Source organism: Seonamhaeicola aphaedonensis, from assembly GCF_003386195.1.
GTDB lineage: Bacteria > Bacteroidota > Bacteroidia > Flavobacteriales > Flavobacteriaceae > Seonamhaeicola > Seonamhaeicola aphaedonensis.
Map to the genome: position 1 here is coordinate 153,844 of NZ_QRDX01000002.1, position 26,390 is coordinate 180,233.

Sequence of the window (26,390 nt, forward strand, 5' to 3'; positions counted from 1 at the left end):
ATCTCACAAATGATGACTGTAATGATAGTGTTGCTTCTATAAACCCAGGAGCTACAGATATTCCAGATAATGGCATAGATGAAGACTGCGATGGCGCTGATATAAAGACATGGTATTTAGATTCGGATAGTGATGGTTATGGCGACAATGCTAATTCAACCTTATCTAATACCCAACCTACGAATTACGTTTCAGACAATACAGATTGTAATGATGCCAATGGGTCTATAAACCCTGGAGCTACAGAAATATGCAATGGTATAGATGATGATTGTGCTAATGGTGCTGATGATGGTTTAACCTTTATTACCTATTATATAGATATTGATGAGGATGGTTATGGGGATGAGAATGATTCAGGAACTAGTTTTTGTTCAGACCCAGGAACGGGTTATAGTCTCACAAATGATGACTGTAATGATAGTGTTGCTTCTATAAACCCAGGAGCTACAGATATTCCAGATAATGGCATAGATGAAGACTGTGATGGCGCTGATATAAAGACATGGTATTTAGATTCGGATAGTGATGGTTATGGCGACAATGCTAATTCAACCTTATCAAACACGCAACCGGCGAATTATGTTTCAGACAATACAGATTGTAATGATACCAATGGGTCTATAAACCCTGGAGCTACAGAAATATGCAATGGTATAGATGATGATTGTGATGGCGACATTGATGATGACGATTCTAGTATCGTTGGGCAAACCATTTGGTATGCGGATTTAGACGGTGATGGTTCTGGAGACCCTGATACAAGTATAACATCTTGTAATCAACCTGATAATTATGTTGCAAATAGTAGCGACAACTGCCCAAACGATGTTAACAAGACTGAACCTGGTGACTGTGGTTGTGGTACATCAGATATGGACGCTGATGGTGACGGCACCCCAGATTGTAATGATTTATGCCCAGGTTTTAATGATGCAGAAGATAATGATGGCGATGGAATACCTAATGGTTGTGATGATTGTGTTGGTGATCCAACAGATAGTGATGGGGATGGGGTTGCAGATGCTTGTGATATTTGTTCTGGTTTTAATGATAATGAAGATAGTGATAATGATGGTGTTCCTGATGGCTGTGATATTTGTCCGGGAGAAGTGGATACTGATTCCGATGGTGATGGTATTTTAGATTGTAACGACAACTGTCCGAACGATGTCAACAAGACCGAACCTGGGGATTGTGGTTGTGGAGTAGCAGACACAGATTCCGATGGCGATGGTGTATCAGATTGTAATGACAACTGTCCGAACGATGTCAACAAGACTGAACCTGGGGATTGTGGTTGTGGAGTGTCCGATATAGATTCCGATGGGGATGGTGTATCAGATTGTAATGACAACTGTCCGAACGATGTCAACAAGACTGAACCTGGGGATTGTGGTTGTGGTGTGTCCGATATAGATTCCGATGGCGATGGTGTATCAGATTGTAATGACAACTGTCCGAACGATGTCAACAAGACTGAACCTGGGGATTGTGGTTGTGGAGTGTCCGATATAGATTCCGATGGCGATGGTGTATCAGATTGTAATGACAACTGTCCGAACGATGTTAACAAGACTGAACCTGGGGATTGTGGTTGTGGAGTGTCCGATATAGATTCCGATGGGGATGGTGTATCAGATTGTAATGACAACTGTCCGAACGATGTCAACAAGACTGAACCTGGGGATTGTGGTTGTGGTGTGTCCGATATAGATTCCGATGGGGATGGTGTATCAGATTGTAATGACAACTGTCCGAACGATGTTAACAAGACTGAACCTGGGGATTGTGGTTGTGGAGTGTCCGATATAGATTCCGATGGCGATGGTGTATCAGATTGTAATGACAACTGTCCAAACGATGTCAACAAGACCGAACCTGGGGATTGTGGTTGTGGAGTGTCCGATATAGATTCCGATGGCGATGGTGTATCAGATTGTAATGACAACTGTCCAAACGATGTCAACAAGACCGAACCTGGGGATTGTGGTTGTGGAGTGTCCGATATAGATTCCGATGGCGATGGTGTATCAGATTGTAATGACAACTGTCCAAACGATGTCAACAAGACTGAACCTGGGGATTGTGGTTGTGGAGTAGCAGACACAGATTCCGATGGCGATGGTGTATCAGATTGTAATGACAACTGTCCGAACGATGTCAACAAGACCGAACCTGGGGATTGTGGTTGTGGAGTAGCAGACACAGATTCCGATGGCGATGGTGTATCAGATTGTAATGACAATTGTCCGAACGATGTTAACAAGACCGAACCTGGGGATTGTGGTTGTGGTGTGTCCGATATAGATTCCGATGGGGATGGTGTATCAGATTGTAATGACAACTGTCCGAATGATGTGAATGATGACAGCGACGGTGATGGCGTCTGCGATTCTGAAGATACATGTTCAGGGTTTGACGATACAGCTGATGTCGATTCCGATGGTATTCCCGATGGTTGTGATAATTGTCCTAATCACCCTAATGTGGATCAAGCAGATTCCAATGGAAATGGTGTAGGGAATGCATGTGAGGGGCTGACTACTGAAAAAGTAGATGAATTAGATAATATAAAGATTTATCCTAACCCATTCAGTCATCAGGTAATTATTGATTTAGATTCAAAGTATAGTACTCAGAATTTAAACATAAAAATATTTGATATCAATGGTAGAATGGTTCATAATCATGATGTAGTTTCAGATAGAAAAGGACAAATTCTAATTAAAAATCTTCAAAATTTAGATGAAGCTGTATACTTTATCAAAATCTCATTAAATGCTTCTGAAGTATATACTATTAAAAAAATAATTAAGCACTAATTATTTAAGATATAGATAGGTTACAATAGTGTGGAAACTTAATACTTTAATGATCTAAAGTTTGTAAACAAGTTGGTCATAATCAACAATTTCAGGAATGATATTAAGGTTTAAAAGTTCTTTTTGAACCTTTAGAATAGTGTCTTCATCAATTATATCTTGCGACCACTCGGTTAAACTTAACCATTCTTGAACATCTTCTAATTGTTGCTCATATCTATTAGCAATGGTTTTATCAATACTTGGGATATGTTTAAAGTCAATGGTGGTATTATTAATAATGTTGAGAATAGTTCTTAAAGTTTCTTTTTCGTTTTCAATAAAATCTTCTCTAACCGCAATAACAAAACATGGCCAAGGTGATGGGCAATTGCCAATACTTCTGAAAGTTCCATCATCTACCAAGGGTTTTGTAGTAAACTTTTCCCAAAGAAAATAATCAGCAATGCCTTTTGTTAAACCTGCAACAGCCCCTTCTAGATTTTTAATTACTTCAAAATCTAAATCTTTTTCTAAATTCCAGTTATTGTTTTCAGCGTTTATATAGGCCATTAAATGAGAGCCCGAACCATATCTACTAATAGCTGCTTTGGTGCCTTTTATATCTTCAATGGTATTATAATTAGAATTTGCAGCCACGTGAATACCCCAAATAAGTGGCGATTGCACAAAGGTTTGTACAATCTTACTTGGGTTTCCAGCAATAATATCTTTTATAATGCCTTCAGTAAGTATTACAGCAATATCTATATCCTTATTTCTTAACGCCTTGCACATGGCTCCTGTACCACCATAATAATCGTGCCACCTCAAATCAATGTCCTTATCTTTATACTCCCCATTTTTTAGAGTTAGATACCATGCTAAATTAAAATGCTCGGGAACGCCACCGATGTTTACTTGCTTCATCAATCTATTTCTACAATTTTATTTAATGTATAAGTGATAAGATCTTCAATGGTTTTTGAAGGATTTCTACTAAAATTACCGGTAGCTCTATTGGCTATTATAGCATTAAGAGATACAGCATGATGTCCTAAAAGTTTAGCTAAGCCATAAATAGCAGATGTTTCCATTTCTATATTGGTAACCCGAAGACCATGATAATTAAAGTGATTCATTTTATGGTTTAAATCAGGGTTTTTAATGGGTAATCTTAAAATACGCCCCTGTGGACCATAAAATCCTGCCGCGGTGGCTGTCATACCTTTAAAAGTTTTATTGCTTTCTAGTTTTTTTTCTAACCACAGGCTATTTTTAACCACAATAGGCGATGCTTTGTCTTTGCTCCAATGAGTTTGCTGAATAAATGCTTGTTCAATTTCAGGGGTTTTAATAGCGTCTATTTGATAGAAGTGTAGCATACCATTCAAATCCAATCCGTACTCACTTAACACAAAAGAATCTACTGGAATATCTTTTTGAAGTGATCCAGAGGTTCCAACTCTAATAATATTGAGGCTTTGAAGAGTTTCTTTTGGTTTTCTGGTTTCTAAATCAATATTAACAAGCGCATCTAATTCATTTAAAACAATATCAATATTATCAGGGCCTATTCCTGTTGAAAGCACCGATATACGTTTACCTTTATAAAAACCAGTATGTGTTCTAAACTCACGTTTATGAATCTTAAACTCAATGGAATCAAAATGTTTGGAGATTTTTTCAACCCTATCTTGATCACCAACTAAAATAATGGTATTGGCTATATGCTCAGGCTTTAAGCTTAGATGATAAAGACTACCATCAGGATTCAAAATCAATTCAGATTCTTTAATGGGCATTTATGACTGTTTTAACGAGCTTATTTTCTTGTTTGTTAAATTGAAAGTCTAGCTTTCTAACACCACCAAAAAATGATTGGTCATTTATTTCAGTAGAGAAATTATGTTGACCTAATAAAGCTTCGTGTCCTTTTCTGTTTAACTTGATGCCTTTCTTGTCTTCAGTATAAAATATGGCCAGTTGTTTAATAATTCTGTTTAATTGCAAGTCTCCAAAACCATAAAATCCTTGATAGTTGAGAGCATAGCCTAAAAGGTGGTGTTGAGATTTTATAGTATTCCTGTCAATAATTTCTAGTATGTTTTTTTCTAAGGTACTCAAGCCACTTTTGCTGTTTGGAAAGCGCTTTAAATGGGCTTTCAAACAATTACTCATATAGTCAAAAGATGAACTTTTAACTATATAAGGTTTAAACAAGTTATGGTCTTTACCGTTATAAATTTGCCATAGTGTCTTTGCTAATTCTATGTCTTCATTATTGAGTTTAATTCTGTGGGTGTAATGAACAGCGAGTTCCTCGGTGCTAAGCTCTGTAAGTCCTTTAAGGTTTTTACTGCTGCTAACCCTCCCACTACAAACCAGAAAAAGAGGTAGTTTGATTCTCTTCTGTTGAATAAGACTAATAACAGCAATAAGATTGATATGACAAAACAAATCGTATTCAAACCAAAGCACAATTTCAGAATAACCATCGACATTATCTAGTTTACTTATTTCTGATTTAAACGCTTCAATGTCAAGTTCAATATTATAAGATGCGCTAAAAAAATGGGCTCTAGTTTTTAAAAAATCATCAGATAATAAATCCACATGTGTTGGTCCTTCACACAGCATTTCATGCCAAGTAATGATATCTCCACTATAACCAGTATCATTAAGATAATTAGTTAATGCAGAGCCATTAGTGATATGTAATTGGTTTTTTTTCAAGATTAACCTCCTACACGTTTTACATTAAAACCTTTGCTTATAAGGATATTCATTATTTTATCTCTATAATCGCCTTGAATAATGATTTTGTCACCTTTAAAAGTACCACCCACACTTAGTTTAGTCTTTAATTCTTTGGCAAGTTGTTTAAAGTCCTCTGCGGCCCCAGTATAACCTTCTAAAATAGTGATTGGCTTCCCTTTTCTTTTTTCATACTTACAAATTATGGGCTCGTCTTGAATCCATAAGCCATTACTATTATCTTTATTGTCTTCTGAAAGATTTTCAGAAACATGATCTGGAAATAGGTTTTTAAGTTGATCTTGTAAATCCATTTGTTTTAGTATTCAGTTGCTAGTTATTAGTAAGCAGTACTCAGTTGGTGTCTTACTGAATACTGAAGACCATATATTGTCTAATTCTTTATCAGCCCAAGTTCAATTAATCTTTCGTTTAAAAATGCTCCAGCTGTTATATCTTCAAATTGTTTGGGATTATTTTCATCCACGCAACTCTCAAGTACATTTAATTTCATATCACTAATGGGATGCATAAAGAAAGGAATAGAGTAACGCGATGTCCTCCAAAGCTCCTTTGGAGGGTTCACTACTCGGTGAATGGTAGATTTTAGTTTATTGTTAGAGTGTCTAGATAGCATATCTCCAACATTTATCATTAATTCATCGGGTTGGGCAATAGCATCAATCCAATCGCCTTTGTGGTTTTGAACCTGTAGCCCTTTACCTTGGGCACCCATTAAAAGCGTAATTAAATTAATATCGCCATGAGCTGCAGCTCTAACTGCTTCTTTGGGCTCTACTGTAATTGGTGGATAATGAATGGGTCTTAAAATAGAATTTCCATTGTGGATATACTTGTCAAAATAAGTTTCTTCTAAACCTAGATGAAGCGCTAAGGCTCGTAATACATATTTCGCCGTTTTCTCAAGCATTCTATAAGCTTCTTTTCCAACTTTGTTAAATTCTGGTAGTTCTTCAACAATCACATTATCTGGGTATTCGGCTTTTAGCTTATCGTTATTTTCAACATATTGTCCAAAATGCCAAAACTCTTTTAAATCCCCTTCTTTCTTGCCTTTAGCACTTTCCTTTCCAAAAGAAACATAACCTCTTTGTCCCCCAATTCCCGGAATTTCGTATTTCTGCTTCGTTTCAACAGGTAAGCTAAAAAAGTTTTTAACTTCGGTATATAATTTTTTAACTAAAGCATCGTCTAAAAAATGACCTTTTAAAGCCACAAAACCAATCTCCTCGTAAGCCTTTCCTATAGCATCTACAAAGTTTTGTTTTCTAGAAGGATCATCAGAGAGAAAATCTTTTAAATTAACACTAGGGATACTATCCATAAGATTATTTGTTTTTGAAAGTAGTATTACAAAAATACAAAAACAATGTTAAGTTTAATTCTAGTTTTTCTGGTTATCCGATGTGTTTTAGAACGAAAAAAATACTGTACTTTTGATTTGATTACTTTCATTTTATGAACAACGATTTTTCTTTAAAACCGCTGCAGTATTCTTCAGGAAATCTTGAAAAAGAAACATTAATTCAGTTGTATAAAAACATTCTGAAACCCAGATTGATAGAGGAGAAGATGTTGCTGCTACTACGGCAAGGAAAGGTAAGTAAGTGGTTTTCTGGAATAGGGCAGGAAGCTATTGCTGTTGGAGTAACCATGGCCTTAAATGATGATGAGTATATATTACCAATGCACAGAAATTTGGGAGTTTTTACCACACGAAAAATCCCATTATACAGGTTATTTGCACAATGGCAAGGAAAAATGTCGGGTTTTACAAAAGGCAGAGATAGGTCGTTTCATTTTGGGACTCAGCAATACCATATTGTTGGTATGATTTCACATTTAGGACCTCAACTTGGCGTTGCAGATGGAATAGCGTTAGCAAGTAAATTAAAGAATAAAAGACAAGTAACAGCAGTTTTCACAGGTGAGGGGGGGAGCAGTGAAGGTGATTTTCACGAAGCTTTAAATGTAGCTTCGATATGGCAGTTACCGGTAATGTTTTGTGTTGAAAATAATGGGTACGGACTATCAACTCCCACCAATGAACAGTATAATTGCGTTCATATTGCTGATAGGGGTATAGGTTATGGTATGGAATCTCATATTATTGATGGTAATAATATTTTAGAAGTTTACACCAAAGTTTCTGAAATAGCAGAAAGTATTCGCAATAATCCACACCCTGTTTTATTAGAGTTTAAAACATTCAGAGTGCGTGGACATGAAGAGGCTAGTGGTACTAAATATGTACCCCAAGAATTATTGGATTTATGGACTCAAAAAGACCCAGTAGAAAATTATCAGAAATTTTTAATAGAAACGGGGGTTATTAATACTGTTTTTGAAACTGATATTAAGAATGAAATCAACCTTGAAATTAACGAACATTTAGATGTCGCTATACATGAAGAGCATATACTTTGTGATAAAACTAGTGAGTTAAATGATGTTTTTAAAGAGTTTAAATATCAGAGTGTTAAGAGTAATTCTATGTTAAAAGAAACAAGATTTGTTGATGCTGTTTCTGAAGGATTAAAACAAAGCCTAGAGCGCTATGATGACCTAATTATTATGGGGCAAGATATAGCAGAATATGGCGGGGTATTTAAAATAACCGAGGGCTTTGTAGAACAGTTTGGAAAAGAACGTATTCGTAATACACCTATTTGTGAATCGGCCATCATTGAAACCGCTATGGGCTTATCAATTGCAGGTATGAAAGCGGTTGTAGAATTACAATTTGCGGACTTTATTAGTTCTGGGTTTAATCCGGTGGTTAACTATTTAGCGAAATCTTATTACCGCTGGAAACAAAACGCCCACGTTGTTTTACGAATGCCTTGTGGTGGCGATGTTGGTGCGGGGCCGTTTCATTCACAAAGCAATGAAGCTTGGTTTACCAAAACGCCAGGATTGAAAGTGGTATATCCTGCATTCCCTTTTGATGCTAAAGGATTGTTAATCACTGCCATTAATGACCCAAATCCTGTGTTGTTTTTTGAACATAAAGCATTGTATAGAAGCATTAGTCAGGAAGTGCCAGCAGATTATTATACATTACCATTTGGAGAAGCATCTATTTTGCAAACGGGAGAAGATGTTACAATTATTTCATATGGAGCAGGGGTTCATTGGGTTTTGGAAACTTTAAGCAAGCATACCAATATATCGGCAGATGTTATTGATTTAAGAACACTTCAGCCTTTAGATACGGCATCCATTTTTTCATCTGTTAAGAAAACTGGAAAAGCCATAGTACTTCAAGAAGACTCTCTTTTTGGAGGTATTGCAAGCGATATTTCAGCATTAATTACTGAAAATTGTTTTGAGTTTTTAGATGCTCCCGTAAAACGAGTTGCAAGTTTAGACACCCCCATACCTTTTGCTAAATCATTAGAAGATCAATATTTACCAAAGGCTAGGTTTGAAACGGAATTAATGGCTTTATTAGCTTATTGATGGCTTTATTAAAACTACCATATTTGCAAGTTAAATGAATGTAAATATGATAATAATATTTGTTTTATGTATTGCTTAATCATTTTAAGATTAGCATATTTACTAAAGTAATGATTCTTAAAAGATTTTCGAAAAACATCTCAGTTTTATAGAGCATATGAGCTACTTGGTCTCTGCTTCCGATAAAATAAAGGGATATGCTTCCCTTACTTGTTTAAACTCTTTTTTTGTTAAATCGTCAACTGACTTATGAAATATATTGTTAGCGTATGATTTTCTCAACTCATAATATGCTCTTGTGAGTTCGTTTTGAACTGCAATATATTGTCTATAGCTAGTTAATTTTGAGTTTTGTAACGATATCACCGCTTCTTTGGGATTATCAGAAGAGGTAATGTCTTTTTTTCCATTGCAATAGTTACAAGAGCCATCACCATTATTGTCTAGAAAATCTTTGGCAATATCTTTTAAATCCTCAAGTTTAATAATGGTATTTCCTTCTACCATAATTTGATCCTTGTCGTTAATCATTACTTTTAAAATATTGCGTTTGTTAATAGGAGGTGTACAATCTACTCCCTGCGGGCATTCTTTTTGAAGCATTCTATTGATACCTTCTTCTGTTGAAATAGTTGCTGTTACTAAGAAAAAAATAAGCAGTAGAAAGGCAATATCTGCCATAGACCCAGCATTAATTTCGGGTCTGAATTTTGAATGTCTCATAAAATTATAGTTTAAATGTTGCCTTTAGGCAGACAGGTTAATGTGAGTACATTCACCAAAAACAATACCATAAGAAAAATTGATTTACAGGGATCTTTATAATGATTACATAAGAAGGACAATGCAAATCATTTTAGTTCTGGAAGTTATCTTAGTGGGCATAGCGCTTTGAGCCACTCCACACTATACCGTTTGAAGATTTAAAGTTAATATACCTTCTGGATGACAAGAAAGTTTCTTGTGTGATTTGATTTAAACGATTTGATATGTTTTGTACTGTTCGCATTTTGATTGATGATTGATAAAAGTTAGTAAAAAGACGTTACTTATCTGTAACGTCTTTTTGTGTTCCAAGTGTAAGTTTTAGTGTTACTTAGGGTTCCTGAAATTTGATTGTTGTTTAAAGTTCTCATAATGATTCGTTTTTTTATTGATTATACTAGATAGACGACCATTTATTAATTTTGTTACAGTACTATGCATAGCAAAGTAGTAATTTAACATATTTTAACAAAAAAAGAAGGGTAGGTGTATATTTTGGGTGACTTTTATCTGTTACGGAATAGTTTTTGAGTTAAAAAGAATACAAAATTTTATGCTTTTAAAGATTATGAAATATCTTTGAAACATCCAAAAGTTATCATGTCACAACAAATAAGAACACATATTATTTTTTTTATTTTTCTATCGCTCTCTGTATCAATCCAGGCACAAATAGATTCAAAGAAGAAAAATGTATCTATTCCTGCTATAGAAAATGACAAGGATACCTTAGATGCTTCACCAACAACGCCTGTAAAATCTTTAGGTAATATAGGTAACTTTGGTGGTATTACCACACCAAAGCCAACTCCAAATCTTTCTATGCCTAAAAAGGAGTTCTCTATGTTTGGTGAAGATTTTGGAGACCCCGGTGAACTATATGCCGATAGGCTAAAGAAACACCAAAATTCTATTACTGATAAGTTAGAACTAGGTTCTAAAGGCAGTAAAGTAGATGTGTTTTTTGGTAATCACCGAACAAAATCAAAAACCGTTCAGGTGCTTTACAGAGATTATGGTTTAGAGGATGGCGATTTAATTAGGGTCTCAGTCAATGATGAAATTGTTGAATATAGAGTTGGTTTAGTTAATACCTTTAGAGGTTTTACAATTAAACTTAGGGAAGGTGTAAATAAAATTGAATTTTTAGCTTTAAATGAAGGCTATGCACTACCCAATACCGCTCACTTTAGAGTGGTTGATGAAAATAATAATATTGTTGCCGCCGATATGTGGGCGCTTTCTGTTAATGTGAAGGGGACGGTAAATATCATTAAAGATCCAAATTAAGAGACTATTGCATCAATTAGTTTTAATTCTTCGTTAGAGAATTCTAGGTTGTTTAAAGCCTTCACATTTTCTTTTAATTGATTTGCCGAACTTGCTCCCAAGAGCACAGAGGCGACAGCAGGTTGTCTTAATATCCATGCTATAGCCATTTGAGATAACTTTTGATTGCGTTCTTTTGCCATAACATTTAATTTTCTAATCTTTTCAATATTACTATAAACTGTATCAGTATTTAAGTAAGATAAACTTTTTGCGGCTCTAGAATCATTGGGAATACCATTTAAGTACTTATCGGTAAGCATACCTTGTGCTAATGGCGAAAATGCAATACATCCTACACCATTTTTTTCTAAAGTATCTAGAAGTCCGTCTTCCACCCAACAGTCAAACATAGAGTATCGAGCTTGATGCAAAATAAAAGGAACGTTCAACTCTTTAAGAAGAGATGCTGCCTGTTGGGTTTCTTCTAATTTATAGTTTGAAATACCCACATACAAAGCTTTTCCTTGCCGTACAATATCTGCCAAAGCTACCATAGTCTCTTCTAAAGGGGTCTTAGTGTCTGGTCTATGATGGTAAAAGACATCAACATAATCTAATCTCATACGCTTTAAACTTTGGTCTATACTAGCCATCAAGTATTTTCTAGACCCAAAATTACCATAAGGTCCCGGCCACATATCATAACCAGCTTTGGTGGCAATAAAAAGTTCGTCTCTATAATTTTTAAAATCTTCCTTTAAAATAATTCCGAAATTTTTTTCTGCAGAGCCATAAGGTGGTCCATAATTGTTTGCTAAATCAAAATGTGTAATTCCCAAATCGAAGGCACAACGAATGATATCTCTACCATTTTGAAGATTGTCTACAAATCCGAAGTTATGCCATAACCCTAAAGAAATTGCGGGCAAAAGAACTCCGCTTTTCCCAGTACGATTATAGATCATTGACTCATAACGCTTTTGTGATGGTTTGTATTCTGTCACTTCAGATTTATCGTTGATTTCCATAACTTGTTTATATTAAGTAAAAGTATAAATTAGTTTTGTAATAAAATAAAAAAGCCTTTAGAATGCATCTAAAGGCTTTTCAATATTAAATTAGATATATTAATCTTTTAAAGGTGTTACGGGTTTTTTATTTAAATGCTTTGCATAAAAGCCCATCATAGCTTCATATAAGGCAATACGGTTTTCTTCTTTTCCAAAACCATGTCCTTCATCATATCTCACCATATAGGGTACGTCTACTCCCTTAGTTCTTAGTGCACTTACAATTTGATCTGATTCATCAATATTTACTCTTGGGTCATTAGCGCCTTGAACAACAAATAGAGGCTTTTTAATCTTGTCTACATGAAATACCGGAGATACTTCCTCCATAATAGCTTTTTCTTCGGGAATATCAGAATCGTACCAGATTTCCTTTACTATTTTTGTGTATGGCTTCCAATATTCTGGAAACGAATCAAAGAAGGTGAAAATATTTGACACCCCAACATAATCAACACCACATGCATATAAATCTGGAGTTTTTGTTAAACCTCTTAATACAGCATAGCCTCCATGGCTTCCTCCATAAATAGCTGCATTGTCTCTATCTACCCAGCCTTGATCAATAACGTATTGAAGTCCATCTTCAACATCATCCATAGCTTTTCTTCCAATTTGCTTGAAACCTGATTCTAGGAACTCTCTACCATACCCACCTGAAATTCTAAAATTAACCTGTAGTGTAGCGTAACCTCTGCTTGCAAATAGTTGAGCCTCTGGATTAAAGCTCCAAGAATCTCTAATTCCCTGCGGGCCTCCATGGGGATTAACTATTACAGGAACTTTTTTACCTTCCAATGCCTCTTTGGGTAATGTAATGTAGCCATGTATGGTTAATCCATCTCTACTCTTAAATGTAATTGGGCGCATTTCTGCCATGTCATCTTCTACAAGATTTGGCATTAAATTATATAGAAGTTCAAATTCATCTTTTGCAGTATCATAAGAATAATAGGTACCATATAACTTATCACTTTGAATAAAAAACAAGTATTTGCTTTCATCATCAGTAATATCAGCTATTGAAATATTATAACCAGGGAATTTATCAGTTAATTTTTTATGCATTTTTTTAGCATAATCACTTACTGGCACAATAACTCTTTTTTCGCCTTCATATGAAAAATAGTCTAGTTCATAATTTCTGTGCCTTGAAATACCAAGTCCTGAGATATCATAATCGTCATTTGAATAAAGCATTTTTATGACTTTATCTTCTTTTAAATCATATAAGAAAATTTGTGTTTTATCTGTTTCAAGATTGGAGACTACATATGCTTCATGAGGGTTATCGGATGCATAATTGAAGGATGCAATACTAAAACTATCTTTCCAGGATAACTCCTTCTTTAAATCAAAATTTTCACCGTCTTCACTGTAATAAAAATCCATATGAACGCCGTTTCTCATTTTAACAAATCCACGTAAATTTCCATCTTTATCGAATACATAACTATTAATTGGATTCGAAGCATCTTCATTTTTATATAATTGTTCAACTTCGCCAGTTACAATATTAATTTTATAGGGCTCAAAAATTTGAGGGTTGTTCTGATTCATTGAAATAATCATATGGTCCTTATCATCTTTTAACCCGTTTAAGATATTAACCTTAACACCATCAAATGGTGTTAGTTCTTTTTGATTGGTACCATCTAAGTTTACCGCAAATAAATGATAGTCCTCATTTCCTCCCTTATCCATTATATAAACTAACCTAGCATTGTTTGCCCAACCAAAGCCTCTGATAAGTTCCTCTTTTTCTTCAATCACTCTTAAAACCTCTCCGGTTTTTAGATTCTTTACGTAGACGTGATTTTTAGCATTTTCGTCCTTTTCTCTATATGACATATAATCTCCGTTGGGTGATAAATTAAAGGAACTTGCTTTTGGTCTTGCGAAATAATCTTTTACGGTGTATTTGTAATTAGTAGGATTCCAATTTGCCAATTTTTCTAGCTCGGCATCTGAGGTAGGTAGGGAAGGGTCACCCGGTAGTGTTTTTTCAGTTTTTTCAAGTGTCAAAGGGAGTTCCATATCTCCTTGATAAAAAGTACCACTCAGAGTAGATTCATTCAAAGTTGCAATATATTTGACTCCCGCTTTTATGAACTTTATAGTTAAGGTATCATTGGTAAACGTAGTTTCATCCATTGGAATACCCATGGCGCCTTGCGCAGGACTATCCATGGTAGAAGTAAAACCTTCATCACTACTTTTAATATCAAAAACTAATGGTAATTCGGTTCCTTGTACCGATAAATTTCCTTTCCACGATCCTGTGATGTCTTGGGCTTGTATTTGTGTAGTTAAAATAATGAAAAGAATAACTACTGTGCCTAATTTTGAAATTGTACTCATTTTTTAGATTAAAATTGATAATTAAACGTGTTTTTAGTCATTCAAAAACACATCATAACACGATGTTAATTCAGTTAGAGTATAAATTTCAAGATTCGTTACAACATCAATGTAAATTTTAACATCAATTTAAGGTTTCTAATCTAGAAAGGAATTCTCTAAAGCAACTCTTGGTTAGACCTTTTTGGAATTATTTTTGCTTTCTCCAGAGCTTTGATAAGTTTTTGATTATATAATTTTATAGTTTTTTTTGAGTTGTTTGGGTCTATAAGGTCAAATGAAGCATGCCAAATTAAAGATTTGTCACTATTCGATTTTAGGTTATATATTGAAGTTTCAATACTATAAACTTTATAATTTCTGTTATCGTTTTGCTCAAAATACCTATCCTGATAAAGCAAGTAATAGAGAAAAAAACGTTTTAAATGATAATGGGTTTTTGCAGATTCAAATCCATATGATAAATTATTATCTACACCTTTAACTAGTGAAACCAAAACGCTATCATAATTGTAAGCGATTAATTTATTCACTTCTGATTCAATATCTTTTTCAGTATGATTGGTGTCTTGAAATAAAGATTCAAAAACTACATAACTCTGTAATGCGTTAATTCCTCTATTATTCAATTCAGTAACAAGTTGAAATTCAAATACTTTTCTAGAGTCGTGGTTAGGTGTTACACCAATTACTAATACTTTATGAGGTTTATATTCTGTAAACTCTAGATTTTTCCAACTACTAATCATTTTAACGGTAGAACATCCCCAAAAAAGGGCAATTAATAAAATGTTAATTAATAGCGTCTTCATCAGGTTTGTTTTCTAAAATGTTTGAGTAAATGAGCTGCTGTTCTTCTAAAACAATAATTACTAACCTCACATACTCATTTATGGTTTCGTTCATTGAATTTGGGTCCGTAATATCTATATACCCTTTCCATATAAGCTCTCTATTTTTAGAAGGACAAATGCAATACATAGAGGTTTCGGTATGATATATTGTGTATTCGTTATAATAGTCTGGATTGTAATATGCATCTTGATACCGTAAATAGTCTTCCTTGAACTTTATATAACTATTTTCATAATCATTAAAATCTTCTCTATAGTCAATCTTATCTTCAATACCAATGACTTTAGATAAAATAATGGTATCAAATCCATTATATATAAGGCTGTCTTCAAGAGATTTGAGTTCTTCTTCAGTTTTCTTATACGATGTAAAGGTAGGTGATAAATAATCAATACTCATTACCGCTTCTATATCTCTTATTGTAAGTTCATCTCGTAATTGTTTTTCAAATTGTACTCTTGCTTCAATATTTGGAGTTATACCTAAAATTAAAACTTTACTAGGGCTATAGGTTTCAATATCTGGGTTTTTCCAATTTTCAATCAATTCTGTTGAAAAACAACTTATTACAAGTGAACTGATAAATAGTAAACATAGGTATCTCATGGCCTTAGCGTTTTATTTTAATAAGCGCTTTTGTTTTGTTTCTTTTAAAATATCCTTAATGTGATTAAAGAGTTGTGATTTTTGTAATCTGTAATTTTTAAAAAACGTACTCACTTTATAAGCATATTTTTCATGTGCTTTCTTATAAGCGCGCTCCTCTGGTAATTGGTCCATACCATCAACCATTATTTTAAGATCTCTGGCGTGTATTTTTATGATTTCTATCAATTTGTCTGTTACTTTTTGAAGCTTACTTAGGTTATTTATAATGACTTTACTTTTGTTAAAATGTTTTGAATCTGTGAGTTGTAAGGTGTATGTTTTTATTAAATCATTAAAAAACAATTGCTCATCTCTAGCAAATTCTAATTCAGATAACTATTTTTTTGAATCATTATGCATTACTTCTGGACTCAACCATACAAGGTATTTGTGATTGGTTTGTATTGTTTTCATGATATAAATTTTAAAGTTAAAAAAGGCAGAAAGTTTTACTCTTCCTGCCCGATACATTCTAAAGAACTTCTATTACTTTTTTAGGAGGTTCTTTTACATTGGTTTCTTCCTTTTTCAAAAGATTTATTTTTAAAATACCGTTTTCATAGGTGGCTTTAATATTTTGGTCAAAATCAATTGATGGAGGCAGTAATAATGATTTTCTAAAGGATTTATAACTAAATTCTTTACGGGTAAAATCATCTTCTTTTTCCTCCTCTTCAATTTCTTTTTTTCCGCTTACATGAAGCACATCGTCTTCTATGGTTATTTCAAAATCATCTTTATTGTAGCTGGGTACCGCAAACTCAACTTCAAAATCTTTTTCATTTTCTTTAACATTCATTGCGGGCATTAAGCTATCTTCTTCTAAGAAATCACCATTAAAAATGTCACCAAACCTTGAAATATTACCCCAGTTTTTATCAAAAATTCTGTTATCCCAAGGTGAAATTAATAGGTCTCTAAAGGGCGACAACCTATTTTTTCTTCTTTGTTTTAATAATGTTGTCATGATATTAATTGTTTAGATTAAACTTGATTCTAGCCCTAATGTATTTATAGAAATGGGTTTATGCAATGATATATATCAGTCTGAAAATAAAGGAATTGTTTGATAGCTGAGATAGGATGGAGTATTTTTTAAATAACTTTTGAAGTTTAAAAGCCTGATATAAATTAATCTATTACTAAATGATAATTCTATATCATTACTTTGTCAATTTGTAACAGCTTCGGGATAGTACAGTTCCATTTATAAACATGTTTTATTTTAAGTCTAAGGGCATCCAAAGCAGAAGGCTCTCCATGTGTTAAATAAACGGTTTCAGGGATGTTTTTAATAAGCTTCATCCAATCAATTATTTCGTTTTGATCAGCGTGAGCCGATAGACTTTCTATAGTTCTAATGTTTGCCTTTACAGGATAATATTTTCCAAAGAATCGAATTTCATGAGCACCTTCTTGTAATTGTCTCCCTCTGGTTCCTTCAGCTTGATAACCTACCAATAAAACCGTTGTTGTAGGGTTGTCTATGATTTGTTGTAAATACGTAAGAACGCGTCCGCCAGTAACCATTCCACTTCCAGCAATTATAATTTTTGATCTTTTATCATCTATAGTTTCCCAAGTTTCTCTGTAAGATTGAATAATGTTTATGTGATAGCACATGGCATTATAATCTTGAGTTGATAATTTATGCCACTTTGGAAAGCGATTAAAGACTTCTAAGACGTTATTGCCCATTGGACTATCTATAAAAATAGGGATGTTAGGTATTTTGTTTTTTTGATAAAGTCTCCATAGAATAAACATTAAAGTTTGTAAACGTTCTACTGCAAAGCTTGGAATAATTAGATTTCCTTTTTTTAAAATGACTTCATTTACAAGTTCAGTAAGTGTGTTTTCAATATTTTCCTTAGGGTGTAGTTTATTGCCATAAGTACTTTCTAAAAATAAAAAATCTGCCCATTCTGGTTTCTTGGGGTCTTCTAACAAATAATCATTAGGTCTTCCAATATCTCCTGAAAAAACAAAACGTTTACTGTTTATATCTAGTTCTACAAAAGTAGCTCCTATAATATGTCCGTTGTATTGAAAACGGTAGGAAATATTCTTAGACAACCTAACCCATTTATCAATCATTTCAACATTAAATAGTGTTATTGTTTTTTCAACGTCTTCTTCAGTGAAAAATGGTAATGCAGGATGGTGCTTTGAATATTTTTCTTTGTTTGCTTTTTCAGTATGTTCTGCGTGTATTTTTGCACTGTCTTTTAGAATGATTTCTGCTATAGCCAAAGTGGGTGCCGTACCAATAATTTCACCTCTAAAGCCTTGTTTTACTAATCTTGGTAAATAACCAACATGATCTAGATGCCCGTGAGTTAATAAAACTACATCAATGGTTTGAACATCAAAAGGGATATTATTCCAGTTAAGATCTCGTAATTCTTTTAAACCCTGAAACATGCCGCAATCTATCAAGATGTTTTTTTCTGAAGTTTCTAATAAGAATTTAGAACCAGTAACTACACCAGCGCCCCCTAAAAAGTGTATGTTTATATTTTTATTCATGATTTTGACTTTCACAAAGCATAACTATTTCATTCATAATCTTCTCTTTTCGTATTTCTGAAATTCCTAGATGATCGAGATAGAAAACATCTCCAATTAGTTCTCTACATAGTATTATGTCTCGGTTTATTAGAAATTGTTTTTCTCTTTTCGTTAATAGTGTAGAAACCGTAATAGGGTAGAGTGCTAAACGATCTATACGGTCTTTTAAGCCGTCATTTTTTGGATAATCCCAACTGAGTAAGTACAGGTTAGCACAACTACCATATTGTATGGCATCTTCTGTGAACCGTGTATTAGTTACTACCCATCCTTTGGTAAGCTTAGAAGTATTTTTGAAATTCCTGTTCCAATGTACTTGTACATCTTTATAACGTGAATTAATATAAAGAGGGATTTTTACATTACAATTAAGTCCTTCTTCATTGTGAAATTTACATTCAACAATGGTAGTTTCATTATTTTTATGAGCTAATATATCTACTTCGTGAGTTACACATTGACCTTGCAATATCTTACCTACTTCTGTTCTATATCCTGAAAACTCTAAAATAGAACTTACAAAACGTTCAAAAGGAAAACCTGTTGGCCCCAATTCATAGATTGCTTTTTTTAATTTGTATTTTGAGGCTAGATAACTTTTCTTTCTTTTAAGTAAGGCGTAAGCTCTGTTGTAAATTTCATTAGTAGAAATACCATGATATAATTCGTCTCTTACCTTATTGATTATTTCATCAATTGTTTGAGAATCTGCTCCGGTTCGGTTTAGTGAAGTTCTTAACTTATTTAATGAAAACTTAACTTTTGTACCAGATGTTTTTATAATATCAATTGTATTAGTTTCCATTTTAGATATACTTTGTGAAGCAGCAGCACTTAGTGATTTTGGTAAAGCAAAGGATTGTTTAATCAAAGTAGGTTTTTACCCAAGCAATTACTTGATTATTAGTCATACTATCTACCTTTATTAGATCTATGACTTTAGATTCCAAATCTTTGTAATTATTTGATAATTCCTTATGAAATTTTAATCCAGTTTCGGCAGGTCTAAAAAGAACGATAGCCTTAGCATCTTTAACTTTCATTGCTAAATCTTTAAAATAGTCCTTTAATTGATGTTTCTCTCGTTCTAGATACTTACTGTCTTGTACAACATCTATTTTGCGTTTCATTATTATCTATATCTTAATTTACTTGAAAAAAGCATCATTCAAACAACCATTGTCTATCTGTTTAGGTATTAGCGGTACCTATGCAGGAATAACTAAAAAAGGTATGGTTGGATGAAATCCTAACTTTTTTATTATTGGCTCTTTGGTAAACTTTTCAATAATACTTTTTTTATAGTTTACCATGGCTAGAATATCAATGTTCAATTCCTCAATGAAATCATTAATCTCAGTTGTTTTATTTGCATAATTTGGCATCCAATGATATGAGTGCTCATAATTAGATAAGAATTTATCTAAAACAGATAAATTGCGTTCTTGATTATCATCTATATATTCTTTTTCTTCAATATGAAGAACCCTAATTTTAGAATTATACAGTTCAACCAATTCTTTTAATGTGTTTAATTCTTTATCTGCATAAAGCCTATTAAAATCTGTGGGGAATGCAACTTGATGAGGTTTTACAAAATCAAATTCATCAGGAACTACTAATAAAGGACAAAACGGATTACTTTTAATAACATGCACCGTATTGCTTCCAAAGAAGAACTCTTTTGAAGCTGTGCTGCCTTTAGTACCCATAACAATCATATCAATATTTAAATCTTTAATAGCTTTTTTAATTGCAGTTGTTAAATCTAGTGTGCTCAATATTGTTTCAAATTCATGATTTGCGTTAGCATTACTTGTTTCGGATAATTCCTTAAGTGCTTTTAACTCTTTTAAAGATTCCTTTTTCATTGTTTCCAATAGTTTATTAGAAAGGTTTGATATTACAGAAATCTTTATTACTTGTGAGTTTAGAAAGTAAAATGTGCATTCTACATCAGCATAAAGCTTCAGGGCATAAACTGCAGCACTCCAAGCATTATCTGAGAAATCTGTAGGTAGTAAAATATTTCTTTTCATATTGTTTGGTTTTTATTGAGCAGGAATCACTAAGAAGGGAATATTTAAGTGGAAACCTATTTGATTAATTGTAGATTTAAAAAATAAATTTTCAAAAAAGGAGTGTTTATTATTAATCATAACCAATAGATTGATATGTGCTTTTAATTGAAAATCACTAATGGCCTGAGGAACCGTTTGATTACTCACACTGTGGAATAAATATGATACACGATTAAGGTATGCCTCTAGTTTATTTTTATTTATATTTTGTTTTTCAGAGAGATCATAGCCGTAAGACACATTTAAAACATTAATTCTAGTTTCGTAAAGTGAAAGAATATCAATGATAGGTTTCATGTGAGTATCATCGAATTCAATCTCATAATCTGTAGGAAATAAAACTTCCTGGGGTGATTCAAATACATAATTTTCAGGTATTGCTAAAATGGGGCACTTAACATTTTTAAAAACATGAACAGTATTAGAGCCAAACAAAATTTCTTCAATCCCAGAAGCCCCTTTAGTGCCCATAACTACATAATCTATATTTTTCTCTTTAACCATATCCTTTATTTCTGAAACTAGTGTGTTAAAAACAGCTTTAACCTCTATGGCATGCTTAGGGTTATTGTAGTTTAAATCAATTCGTTCTTTTAATTGGTCAAACTTTTTAAGCGCTCTTTCCATTACAGCGTCACCCAAACCATATTGAGTTGGATTGCCTAAAACAAACTCTGTGTGATATATCATTGGTGTATAAGTGTGTAGTAGATAGAATTTACAAGTTACATCTTTAAAAAGTTGCATAGCGTAGCTTATGGCATTCCAGGAATTGCTTGAAAAATCGGTAGGTAAAAGTATTTTTTTCATGGTTACTAATGCTTTATTACCAAAGTTAGGTACCTCAAAACACATACACAATGATATATATCAGATAGAATCTAAGCTATGAGGAGGGGTTAAGGTTTTGTTTATAATAAATTAAAAAAGGGAGTATTTATAAAAAAACTCCCTTTTTCAATCACAATACAAGTTGTGAAATAATTAATAGCCATTAAATAAACAGAAACAGGAAGATAGAACTTCCTGTTTCCTTTATTGAAATATTTAATTCTTTTAAACATCCTTTTCTAATCATTAATATTTTCAATAGTTATATTAAATCTTTGGATATCTAATAGATTTAGATATTTCTAAAACAGTCTTTAGTATTTTGAAATCCAAAAACTGTTTTTATAAGGTAATCAATGTCATTGTTCAACTTTCGGTTTTCTTCAACATAAACTTTTTAACTAAAAACTATGCTGATGTTTTCATTTTAAACAATAGCATCAAACACCTTACTTTGTGTTATTGTTTAAAATAACACTTAGGCTTTTTCAATACGTAATAGAACTTTTTACTTATTGTACTAATATATGCTTGAAAATATTAATAATAAATGATATTCCTCAGTTTTAATGAAATTTATGATGGAATAATTTCATAAGCAATATTTAATAAAAATAGACCTGTAAATAACAGTAGAGTATAAATAACTTGCACTAGTTTAATATTCATGATTTGTAAGGCTGGTACTGCACGTTTTGGAAACATAAATAGTGATAAGCCAATAAACAGCGATGACCAACCAATAACTGTGATTAAAAGTTTCCAGTTTGGTTCCCAGACATTATGGAATAAAATATTTATTAAGCCTACAATAATAGCTACAAATGCAGAGATAATTAAAAATTTCTCATCATGAAGATCATTAAAGATTTGTTTAATGCGCTTTGGGTTGAAACTTAGTATCATGAAGAAAATGAGTAAATACCAACCCCAGAATTTTGCTAAAAAAATTGATATATCCATAGTGTTTTAATTATTCATGTAACACCAAAAAAGGTGTTTCTGTATTATAACTTATTTGTTCTACTTTAGAATGAAATAGAATTTGTTGAAAGTAGTTAAGGTTTTTTGCTACCATACAAATCATGTCTGTATTTCTACTTTCAACAAAACATTGTATGGCATCCTCAACTTTTTTATTGGTTAAATAGTGGAAACTATGACTAAAATGTGCAAAATAATCCTCTAATAAATCCCTATTTCTATTTTGTTCTCTATTTAAATTCACTCCATTCTTAGAGATATGGAGAATTCTTAATGATGATGGGTGTTTTTCTAAAATTTCAGTTATGGGTTCTAAAATGCTAATATCATATGTTAATGAAAAATCTGTAGGGAAAGCAATTTCTTTAATTCCTGAAAAATTAGCAAGCTCAGGAACTGCCAGAATAGTACATTTTACTTTTGTTATAACACTTCCTGTATTACTTCCCACTATAACTTTTCTTAGTCCAGAGGCACCTTTGGTACCCATCACAATACAATCTATTTTTTTTTCTTCTACATGGTTTCGAATAGATTCAATAAAAAATCCGTAATCTGAAATAGTATAAAACTTATGCTTATTATTTGCAGTAAATTGTTTTGTAATACGTTTTAACACCTTGCGTAACTCTAATTTACCTGTTAAGGTGTGGACGTCATTTATAGTATCCTCTTCAGCAATAAAATGAGAGTTATCAGTCGTGAAGTTATCAAACCTATTTATATGTAGTAAATAAAAATTACATATTTCGTCTCCAAAAAAATTAATAGCATATTTAATTGCATTCCAAGAGTTTTCTGAAAAATCTGTAGGAAGTAGTAAATTTTTCATCTGCTAGTATTTTACTTACACTAATATATTTAGTAGACACTTAAAAGGAAATGATATCGGTCATTTTAAGCTCATTAAGCTAGCTAACAGATTTTTTTAAGCTTTTCAATATCAATTACTTTAATGTTTCTGCCATCTGCTTTAATGATGCCTTCTTTTTTAAAAATTGATAAAGTTCTAATAAATGTTTCGGGAGATATACCAGCAACACTAGCTAAATCATTTCTTGATATTTTAATGAGTTTATCTGGATTGCGGTTCATTTTTTCAGCAAATTTCAAAATGGTAGCTGCCGTTTTCTTGTTGACAGAGCTATAAGCCATTTGAATGAGTTCTTTCTTTACAGTAGACAGATTATCAGCCAGTAATTCAATAAGCTCAATAGCCACTTTGTGGTTTTCATCGAGGATTTTCTTAAACTCTAAAATAGAAATCCCAACTAATTTGGTGTCCTCAATTGCGGAGGCCGTTTCTCTATGAGGTGAGTTTTGTGTGAAATAATTGTATCCAAATAAATCATCTTCTTTATATAAGGCTGTAACAAGTTCTTTGCCTAATTCGTTTATTTGATAACATTTTACTGCCCCTTTGCTTATTAAGTAAATATAGTTAGAGTGGTCTCCTTCACGATATATAATTTCTTCTTTGTTAAAAGCAAATTCGTCTCCATAATCATCAAAAAAAATCTTTAAATCGTTAAGTGTTTTTATTTTTTCATCATCTTCTTTGGGTTGTTTATCCCTTTCTTTTAGAATAGACACTTTTGCCAAACGACTTTCAATAGCACTTATGAGATCATCTTCAGAGAATGGTTTTGTAATGTAGTCATCGGCTCCCAAATTCATGCCTTTTCTAATATCTTCGTGCTCTGTTTTGGCAGACAAGAATATGAAAGGGATATACTTTGTTAAATTACTTTTATAGAGTTTTTTTAGAACGCCGTAGCCGTCAAGTTCTGGCATCATAATATCGCATACAATAATGTCTGGCTGGTGTTTTTTTGCAAATGTTACCCCCGTTTTACCATTTGATGCAGTTAAGACTTTATAGTTATTCAGTTCTAAAAGTTCGGCCGTATTTTCTCTTAAAACAACATCATCTTCTATTAATAAAATTGTTTTCATGAGTTTGAATTTTATTAGTTTGTGCCTTCAAGGTTGTATTCCATATGGATTTGTTCAGCATTATTTGGAAAGCTAATTTTGAACGTAGAACCAATATTTTCTTCACTTTCAAATTTTATAGTGCCTCCCAAATTTTCTAAATGGTTTTTTACAATATTTAATCCTATGCCAGTTCCTTGAGTGTTCATGACATTATCAGCTCTAAAGTATCTTTGGAATATTCTTGCTTGATCTTTTTCAGGAATACCAATACCTTTGTCTGTTATTTTTAAAGTTGTAAACCCATCATGCTGTTTAATGTTTAAATCTATACAGCTTTCTTCAGGTGAATATTTAATGGCATTGTGTAATAGGTTAGAAAAAATTAACTGAATAATCTTTTCATCTTGGTAAACCGATATGTCATCAATATCCTCTGGATAATTTATTTTTTGTCCTTCTTTTAATAACATATTGTAATCATAAACGACCTCATTAACAACCTTACTTAATTTAAAATGGGAATACTTGTAATTTACCTTACCAGATTCTAATTTTTCAATAGATAAAAAGTCATTTAAAATATTATTTAAAAAATGTACTTTGTCAGTAATTATATTTATGTGCTTATTTCTTTTTTCTTGATGTTCGGACAATTGGTATTTACTTAAGAGTTGTGTAGAAGTTAATATGCCACTTAAAGGTGTTTTGAATTCATGAGATACTAGAGATAGGAATTTAGATTTTAATTCATTTAGCTCTTTCTCTTTACTTAAAGCAATTTCTAATTGTTGTGTTCTTATCTCTACTTCGTTTTCAAGTTTGGTGGTGTAATTTTTCCTATCCGTTATATCTAAAACAATAGCAACAAATACTTTTTTTTCTCCTAAGTCTGAAATTTGTAAATGAACCTCCACAGGATAGGTTGAGCCATCTTTACGTTGATGTACTGTTTCAAACTCAATTTTATCCATATTTCTATTTAATAAGGTGTTAATAGATTCTTTTAAATTAGACACATTGCTTTTAGTAGTAATTTCTAAAGGGGTCATTACTTGCAATTCATCTAAACTAAAGCCTATGTTCTTTTTAGCTCCGTAATTAGCATTTATAAACTTTAATGTTTCAACATCAAATACATAAATTTCGTTTAAAGATTCATCAAAAATAGTGGCTAGATGATGTCGTTCTTCTTCTACCTGTTTACGTTGGGTAACATCGTTTTGTATACCTATGAAATTTGTTACAATACCCTTTGTATTCGTTATTGGAAAAACATAAAGATCATTCCAAAACATAGTGCCATCTTTTTTATAATTACGAAGTGTTGCCTGACAGCTTTCACCTTTTTTAATAGCTTCTCTTAGTTTTTTAAGTGGTGCTTGGTCTCTATCTTTACCTTGCAAAAATCGGCAATTGTGATTGAGTATTTCTGTATTAGAATATCCGGTAAGATCTTGAAAGGCTGAATTGAAAAATACCACAGGGTTATCGTCTTTTAAGGCATCAGTTATTATTATACCATTTCTAGCAGATTGCAATGCTTTGGTTCTAAGCATTAGGCTTTCTTCAATCTTTTTTCTTTCAGAAATATCCCTAATCAAAGCCATTACATAGGTTTTGTTGTATATTGAAAATGGATTCAATTCAATATCCATTGGAAAAATAGCGCCATCTTTTTTTAAGCCATAAATATTTTTGGTTTCTCCCATTTTTCTGCGAGTCCCCCTTTTTAAAAAAATGTTGAAAAAAGTAGTGTGTTTTTTACGATAATCTGCCGGAAGAAGTAAACTTAGTTTTTTATCAATCAACTCATTTTTAGAATATCCGAAAATGTTTTCAGCAGCCAGATTAACCTCCATGATTTTTTGTTGATTATCAACAATAATAACACCTTCAAAAACGGCCTCCAATAAAATATTAAATATCTCTTGATCCTGATTGAACATGATACACTATGTTTTTCTAATAAT

At 32.5% G+C, this 26,390-nt stretch carries 24 protein-coding genes; 3 read left to right on the forward strand and 21 right to left on the reverse strand.

Going from position 1 to position 26,390, the window contains the following annotated elements; translation table 11 throughout:
- Positions 1-2,825: T9SS type A sorting domain-containing protein (locus DFQ02_RS15150; RefSeq protein WP_181896352.1), on the forward strand; the 2,825-nt coding region annotated here is incomplete at its 5' end.
- A gap of 54 nt (positions 2,826-2,879) precedes the next feature.
- Here DFQ02_RS15150 and DFQ02_RS04385 read toward each other — a convergent pair.
- From DFQ02_RS04385 to DFQ02_RS04405, 5 genes are all read right to left on the reverse strand, one after another.
- The gene (locus DFQ02_RS04385) at positions 2,880-3,734 is read right to left on the reverse strand and encodes a substrate-binding domain-containing protein (RefSeq protein ID WP_116039783.1); all 855 of its coding nucleotides are present in this window, start codon (positions 3,732-3,734) and stop codon (positions 2,880-2,882) included.
- Positions 3,734-4,609, reverse strand: a complete 876-nt coding sequence (locus DFQ02_RS04390; protein ID WP_116039784.1) for a nucleoside phosphorylase — start codon at positions 4,607-4,609, stop codon at positions 3,734-3,736. Before DFQ02_RS04390 ends, DFQ02_RS04385 begins: the two co-directional genes overlap by 1 nt.
- Positions 4,599-5,540 (reverse strand): DUF1835 domain-containing protein, encoded by a 942-nt coding sequence (locus DFQ02_RS04395; protein ID WP_116039785.1) that lies wholly within the window; start codon positions 5,538-5,540, stop codon positions 4,599-4,601. The genes DFQ02_RS04390 and DFQ02_RS04395 overlap by 11 nt, the downstream gene beginning before the upstream one ends.
- Positions 5,541-5,542: 2 nt before the next feature.
- Positions 5,543-5,875, reverse strand: a complete 333-nt coding sequence (locus DFQ02_RS04400; protein WP_116039786.1) for a translation initiation factor — start codon at positions 5,873-5,875, stop codon at positions 5,543-5,545.
- Between the two features lie 80 nt (positions 5,876-5,955).
- Positions 5,956-6,906, reverse strand: a complete 951-nt coding sequence (locus DFQ02_RS04405; RefSeq protein WP_116039787.1) for an isopenicillin N synthase family dioxygenase — start codon at positions 6,904-6,906, stop codon at positions 5,956-5,958.
- Positions 6,907-7,040: 134 nt separating this feature from the next.
- Between DFQ02_RS04405 and DFQ02_RS04410 the strand changes: the two genes are divergently transcribed.
- Positions 7,041-9,044, forward strand: coding sequence for an alpha-ketoacid dehydrogenase subunit alpha/beta (locus tag DFQ02_RS04410; protein WP_116039788.1), 2,004 nt, complete (start codon positions 7,041-7,043; stop codon positions 9,042-9,044).
- A 162-nt stretch (positions 9,045-9,206) separates the two neighbouring features.
- Here the strand turns inward: DFQ02_RS04410 and DFQ02_RS04415 are convergent, their stop codons facing one another.
- Positions 9,207-9,767, reverse strand: coding sequence for an ExbD/TolR family protein (locus tag DFQ02_RS04415; protein ID WP_116039789.1), 561 nt, complete (start codon positions 9,765-9,767; stop codon positions 9,207-9,209).
- Between the two features lie 642 nt (positions 9,768-10,409).
- Between DFQ02_RS04415 and DFQ02_RS04420 the strand changes: the two genes are divergently transcribed.
- Positions 10,410-11,099: a hypothetical protein gene (locus DFQ02_RS04420; RefSeq protein WP_116039790.1), complete on the forward strand. Its 690-nt coding sequence runs from the start codon at positions 10,410-10,412 to the stop codon at positions 11,097-11,099.
- On the opposite strand, the gene mgrA is transcribed toward DFQ02_RS04420, so the two are convergent.
- From mgrA to DFQ02_RS04495, 15 genes are all read right to left on the reverse strand, one after another.
- Entirely contained in the window at positions 11,096-12,109 is a 1,014-nt protein-coding gene (mgrA, locus tag DFQ02_RS04425; RefSeq protein ID WP_116039791.1) for an L-glyceraldehyde 3-phosphate reductase, read from the reverse strand. The two genes, DFQ02_RS04420 and mgrA, sit on opposite strands and share 4 nt — an antisense overlap.
- A gap of 99 nt (positions 12,110-12,208) precedes the next feature.
- A complete protein-coding gene (locus DFQ02_RS04430; RefSeq protein ID WP_116039792.1) occupies positions 12,209-14,512 on the reverse strand; it encodes a S9 family peptidase in 2,304 nt (767 codons plus the stop codon).
- A gap of 158 nt (positions 14,513-14,670) precedes the next feature.
- Complete coding sequence (locus tag DFQ02_RS04435; RefSeq protein WP_116039793.1) at positions 14,671-15,324, reverse strand: hypothetical protein; 654 nt, start codon at positions 15,322-15,324, stop codon at positions 14,671-14,673.
- Complete coding sequence (locus DFQ02_RS04440) at positions 15,305-15,973, reverse strand: hypothetical protein (protein ID WP_116039794.1); 669 nt, start codon at positions 15,971-15,973, stop codon at positions 15,305-15,307. Before DFQ02_RS04440 ends, DFQ02_RS04435 begins: the two co-directional genes overlap by 20 nt.
- Positions 15,974-15,985: 12 nt before the next feature.
- Positions 15,986-16,201 carry a hypothetical protein gene (locus DFQ02_RS15050; protein ID WP_147297730.1) on the reverse strand — a complete coding sequence of 72 codons (216 nt, stop codon included), beginning with the start codon at positions 16,199-16,201 and terminating at the stop codon, positions 15,986-15,988.
- A 286-nt stretch (positions 16,202-16,487) separates the two neighbouring features.
- Positions 16,488-16,982 carry an Hsp20/alpha crystallin family protein gene (locus DFQ02_RS04450; RefSeq protein ID WP_116039796.1) on the reverse strand — a complete coding sequence of 165 codons (495 nt, stop codon included), beginning with the start codon at positions 16,980-16,982 and terminating at the stop codon, positions 16,488-16,490.
- A gap of 188 nt (positions 16,983-17,170) precedes the next feature.
- Complete coding sequence (locus DFQ02_RS04455) at positions 17,171-18,544, reverse strand: MBL fold metallo-hydrolase RNA specificity domain-containing protein (RefSeq protein ID WP_116039797.1); 1,374 nt, start codon at positions 18,542-18,544, stop codon at positions 17,171-17,173.
- Complete coding sequence (locus DFQ02_RS04460) at positions 18,537-19,391, reverse strand: ATP cone domain-containing protein (RefSeq protein WP_116040047.1); 855 nt, start codon at positions 19,389-19,391, stop codon at positions 18,537-18,539. Before DFQ02_RS04460 ends, DFQ02_RS04455 begins: the two co-directional genes overlap by 8 nt.
- A 58-nt stretch (positions 19,392-19,449) precedes the next feature.
- Positions 19,450-19,716 carry a hypothetical protein gene (locus DFQ02_RS04465; protein WP_116039798.1) on the reverse strand — a complete coding sequence of 89 codons (267 nt, stop codon included), beginning with the start codon at positions 19,714-19,716 and terminating at the stop codon, positions 19,450-19,452.
- 78 nt (positions 19,717-19,794) lie between these two features.
- A complete protein-coding gene (locus tag DFQ02_RS04470) occupies positions 19,795-20,625 on the reverse strand; it encodes a universal stress protein (protein ID WP_116039799.1) in 831 nt (276 codons plus the stop codon).
- A 12-nt stretch (positions 20,626-20,637) separates the two neighbouring features.
- Positions 20,638-21,477, reverse strand: a complete 840-nt coding sequence (locus DFQ02_RS04475) for a universal stress protein (protein ID WP_116040048.1) — start codon at positions 21,475-21,477, stop codon at positions 20,638-20,640.
- A 597-nt stretch (positions 21,478-22,074) separates the two neighbouring features.
- On the reverse strand, positions 22,075-22,461 hold the full coding sequence (locus DFQ02_RS04480; protein ID WP_116039800.1) for a hypothetical protein: 387 nt from the start codon (positions 22,459-22,461) through the stop codon (positions 22,075-22,077).
- A gap of 10 nt (positions 22,462-22,471) precedes the next feature.
- Positions 22,472-23,314, reverse strand: coding sequence for a universal stress protein (locus DFQ02_RS04485; RefSeq protein WP_116039801.1), 843 nt, complete (start codon positions 23,312-23,314; stop codon positions 22,472-22,474).
- A gap of 83 nt (positions 23,315-23,397) precedes the next feature.
- The gene (locus DFQ02_RS04490) at positions 23,398-24,438 is read right to left on the reverse strand and encodes a response regulator (RefSeq protein WP_116039802.1); all 1,041 of its coding nucleotides are present in this window, start codon (positions 24,436-24,438) and stop codon (positions 23,398-23,400) included.
- 14 nt (positions 24,439-24,452) lie between these two features.
- The gene (locus DFQ02_RS04495; RefSeq protein WP_116039803.1) at positions 24,453-26,366 is read right to left on the reverse strand and encodes a PAS domain-containing sensor histidine kinase; all 1,914 of its coding nucleotides are present in this window, start codon (positions 26,364-26,366) and stop codon (positions 24,453-24,455) included.
- Positions 26,367-26,390: the final 24 nt, after the last annotated feature.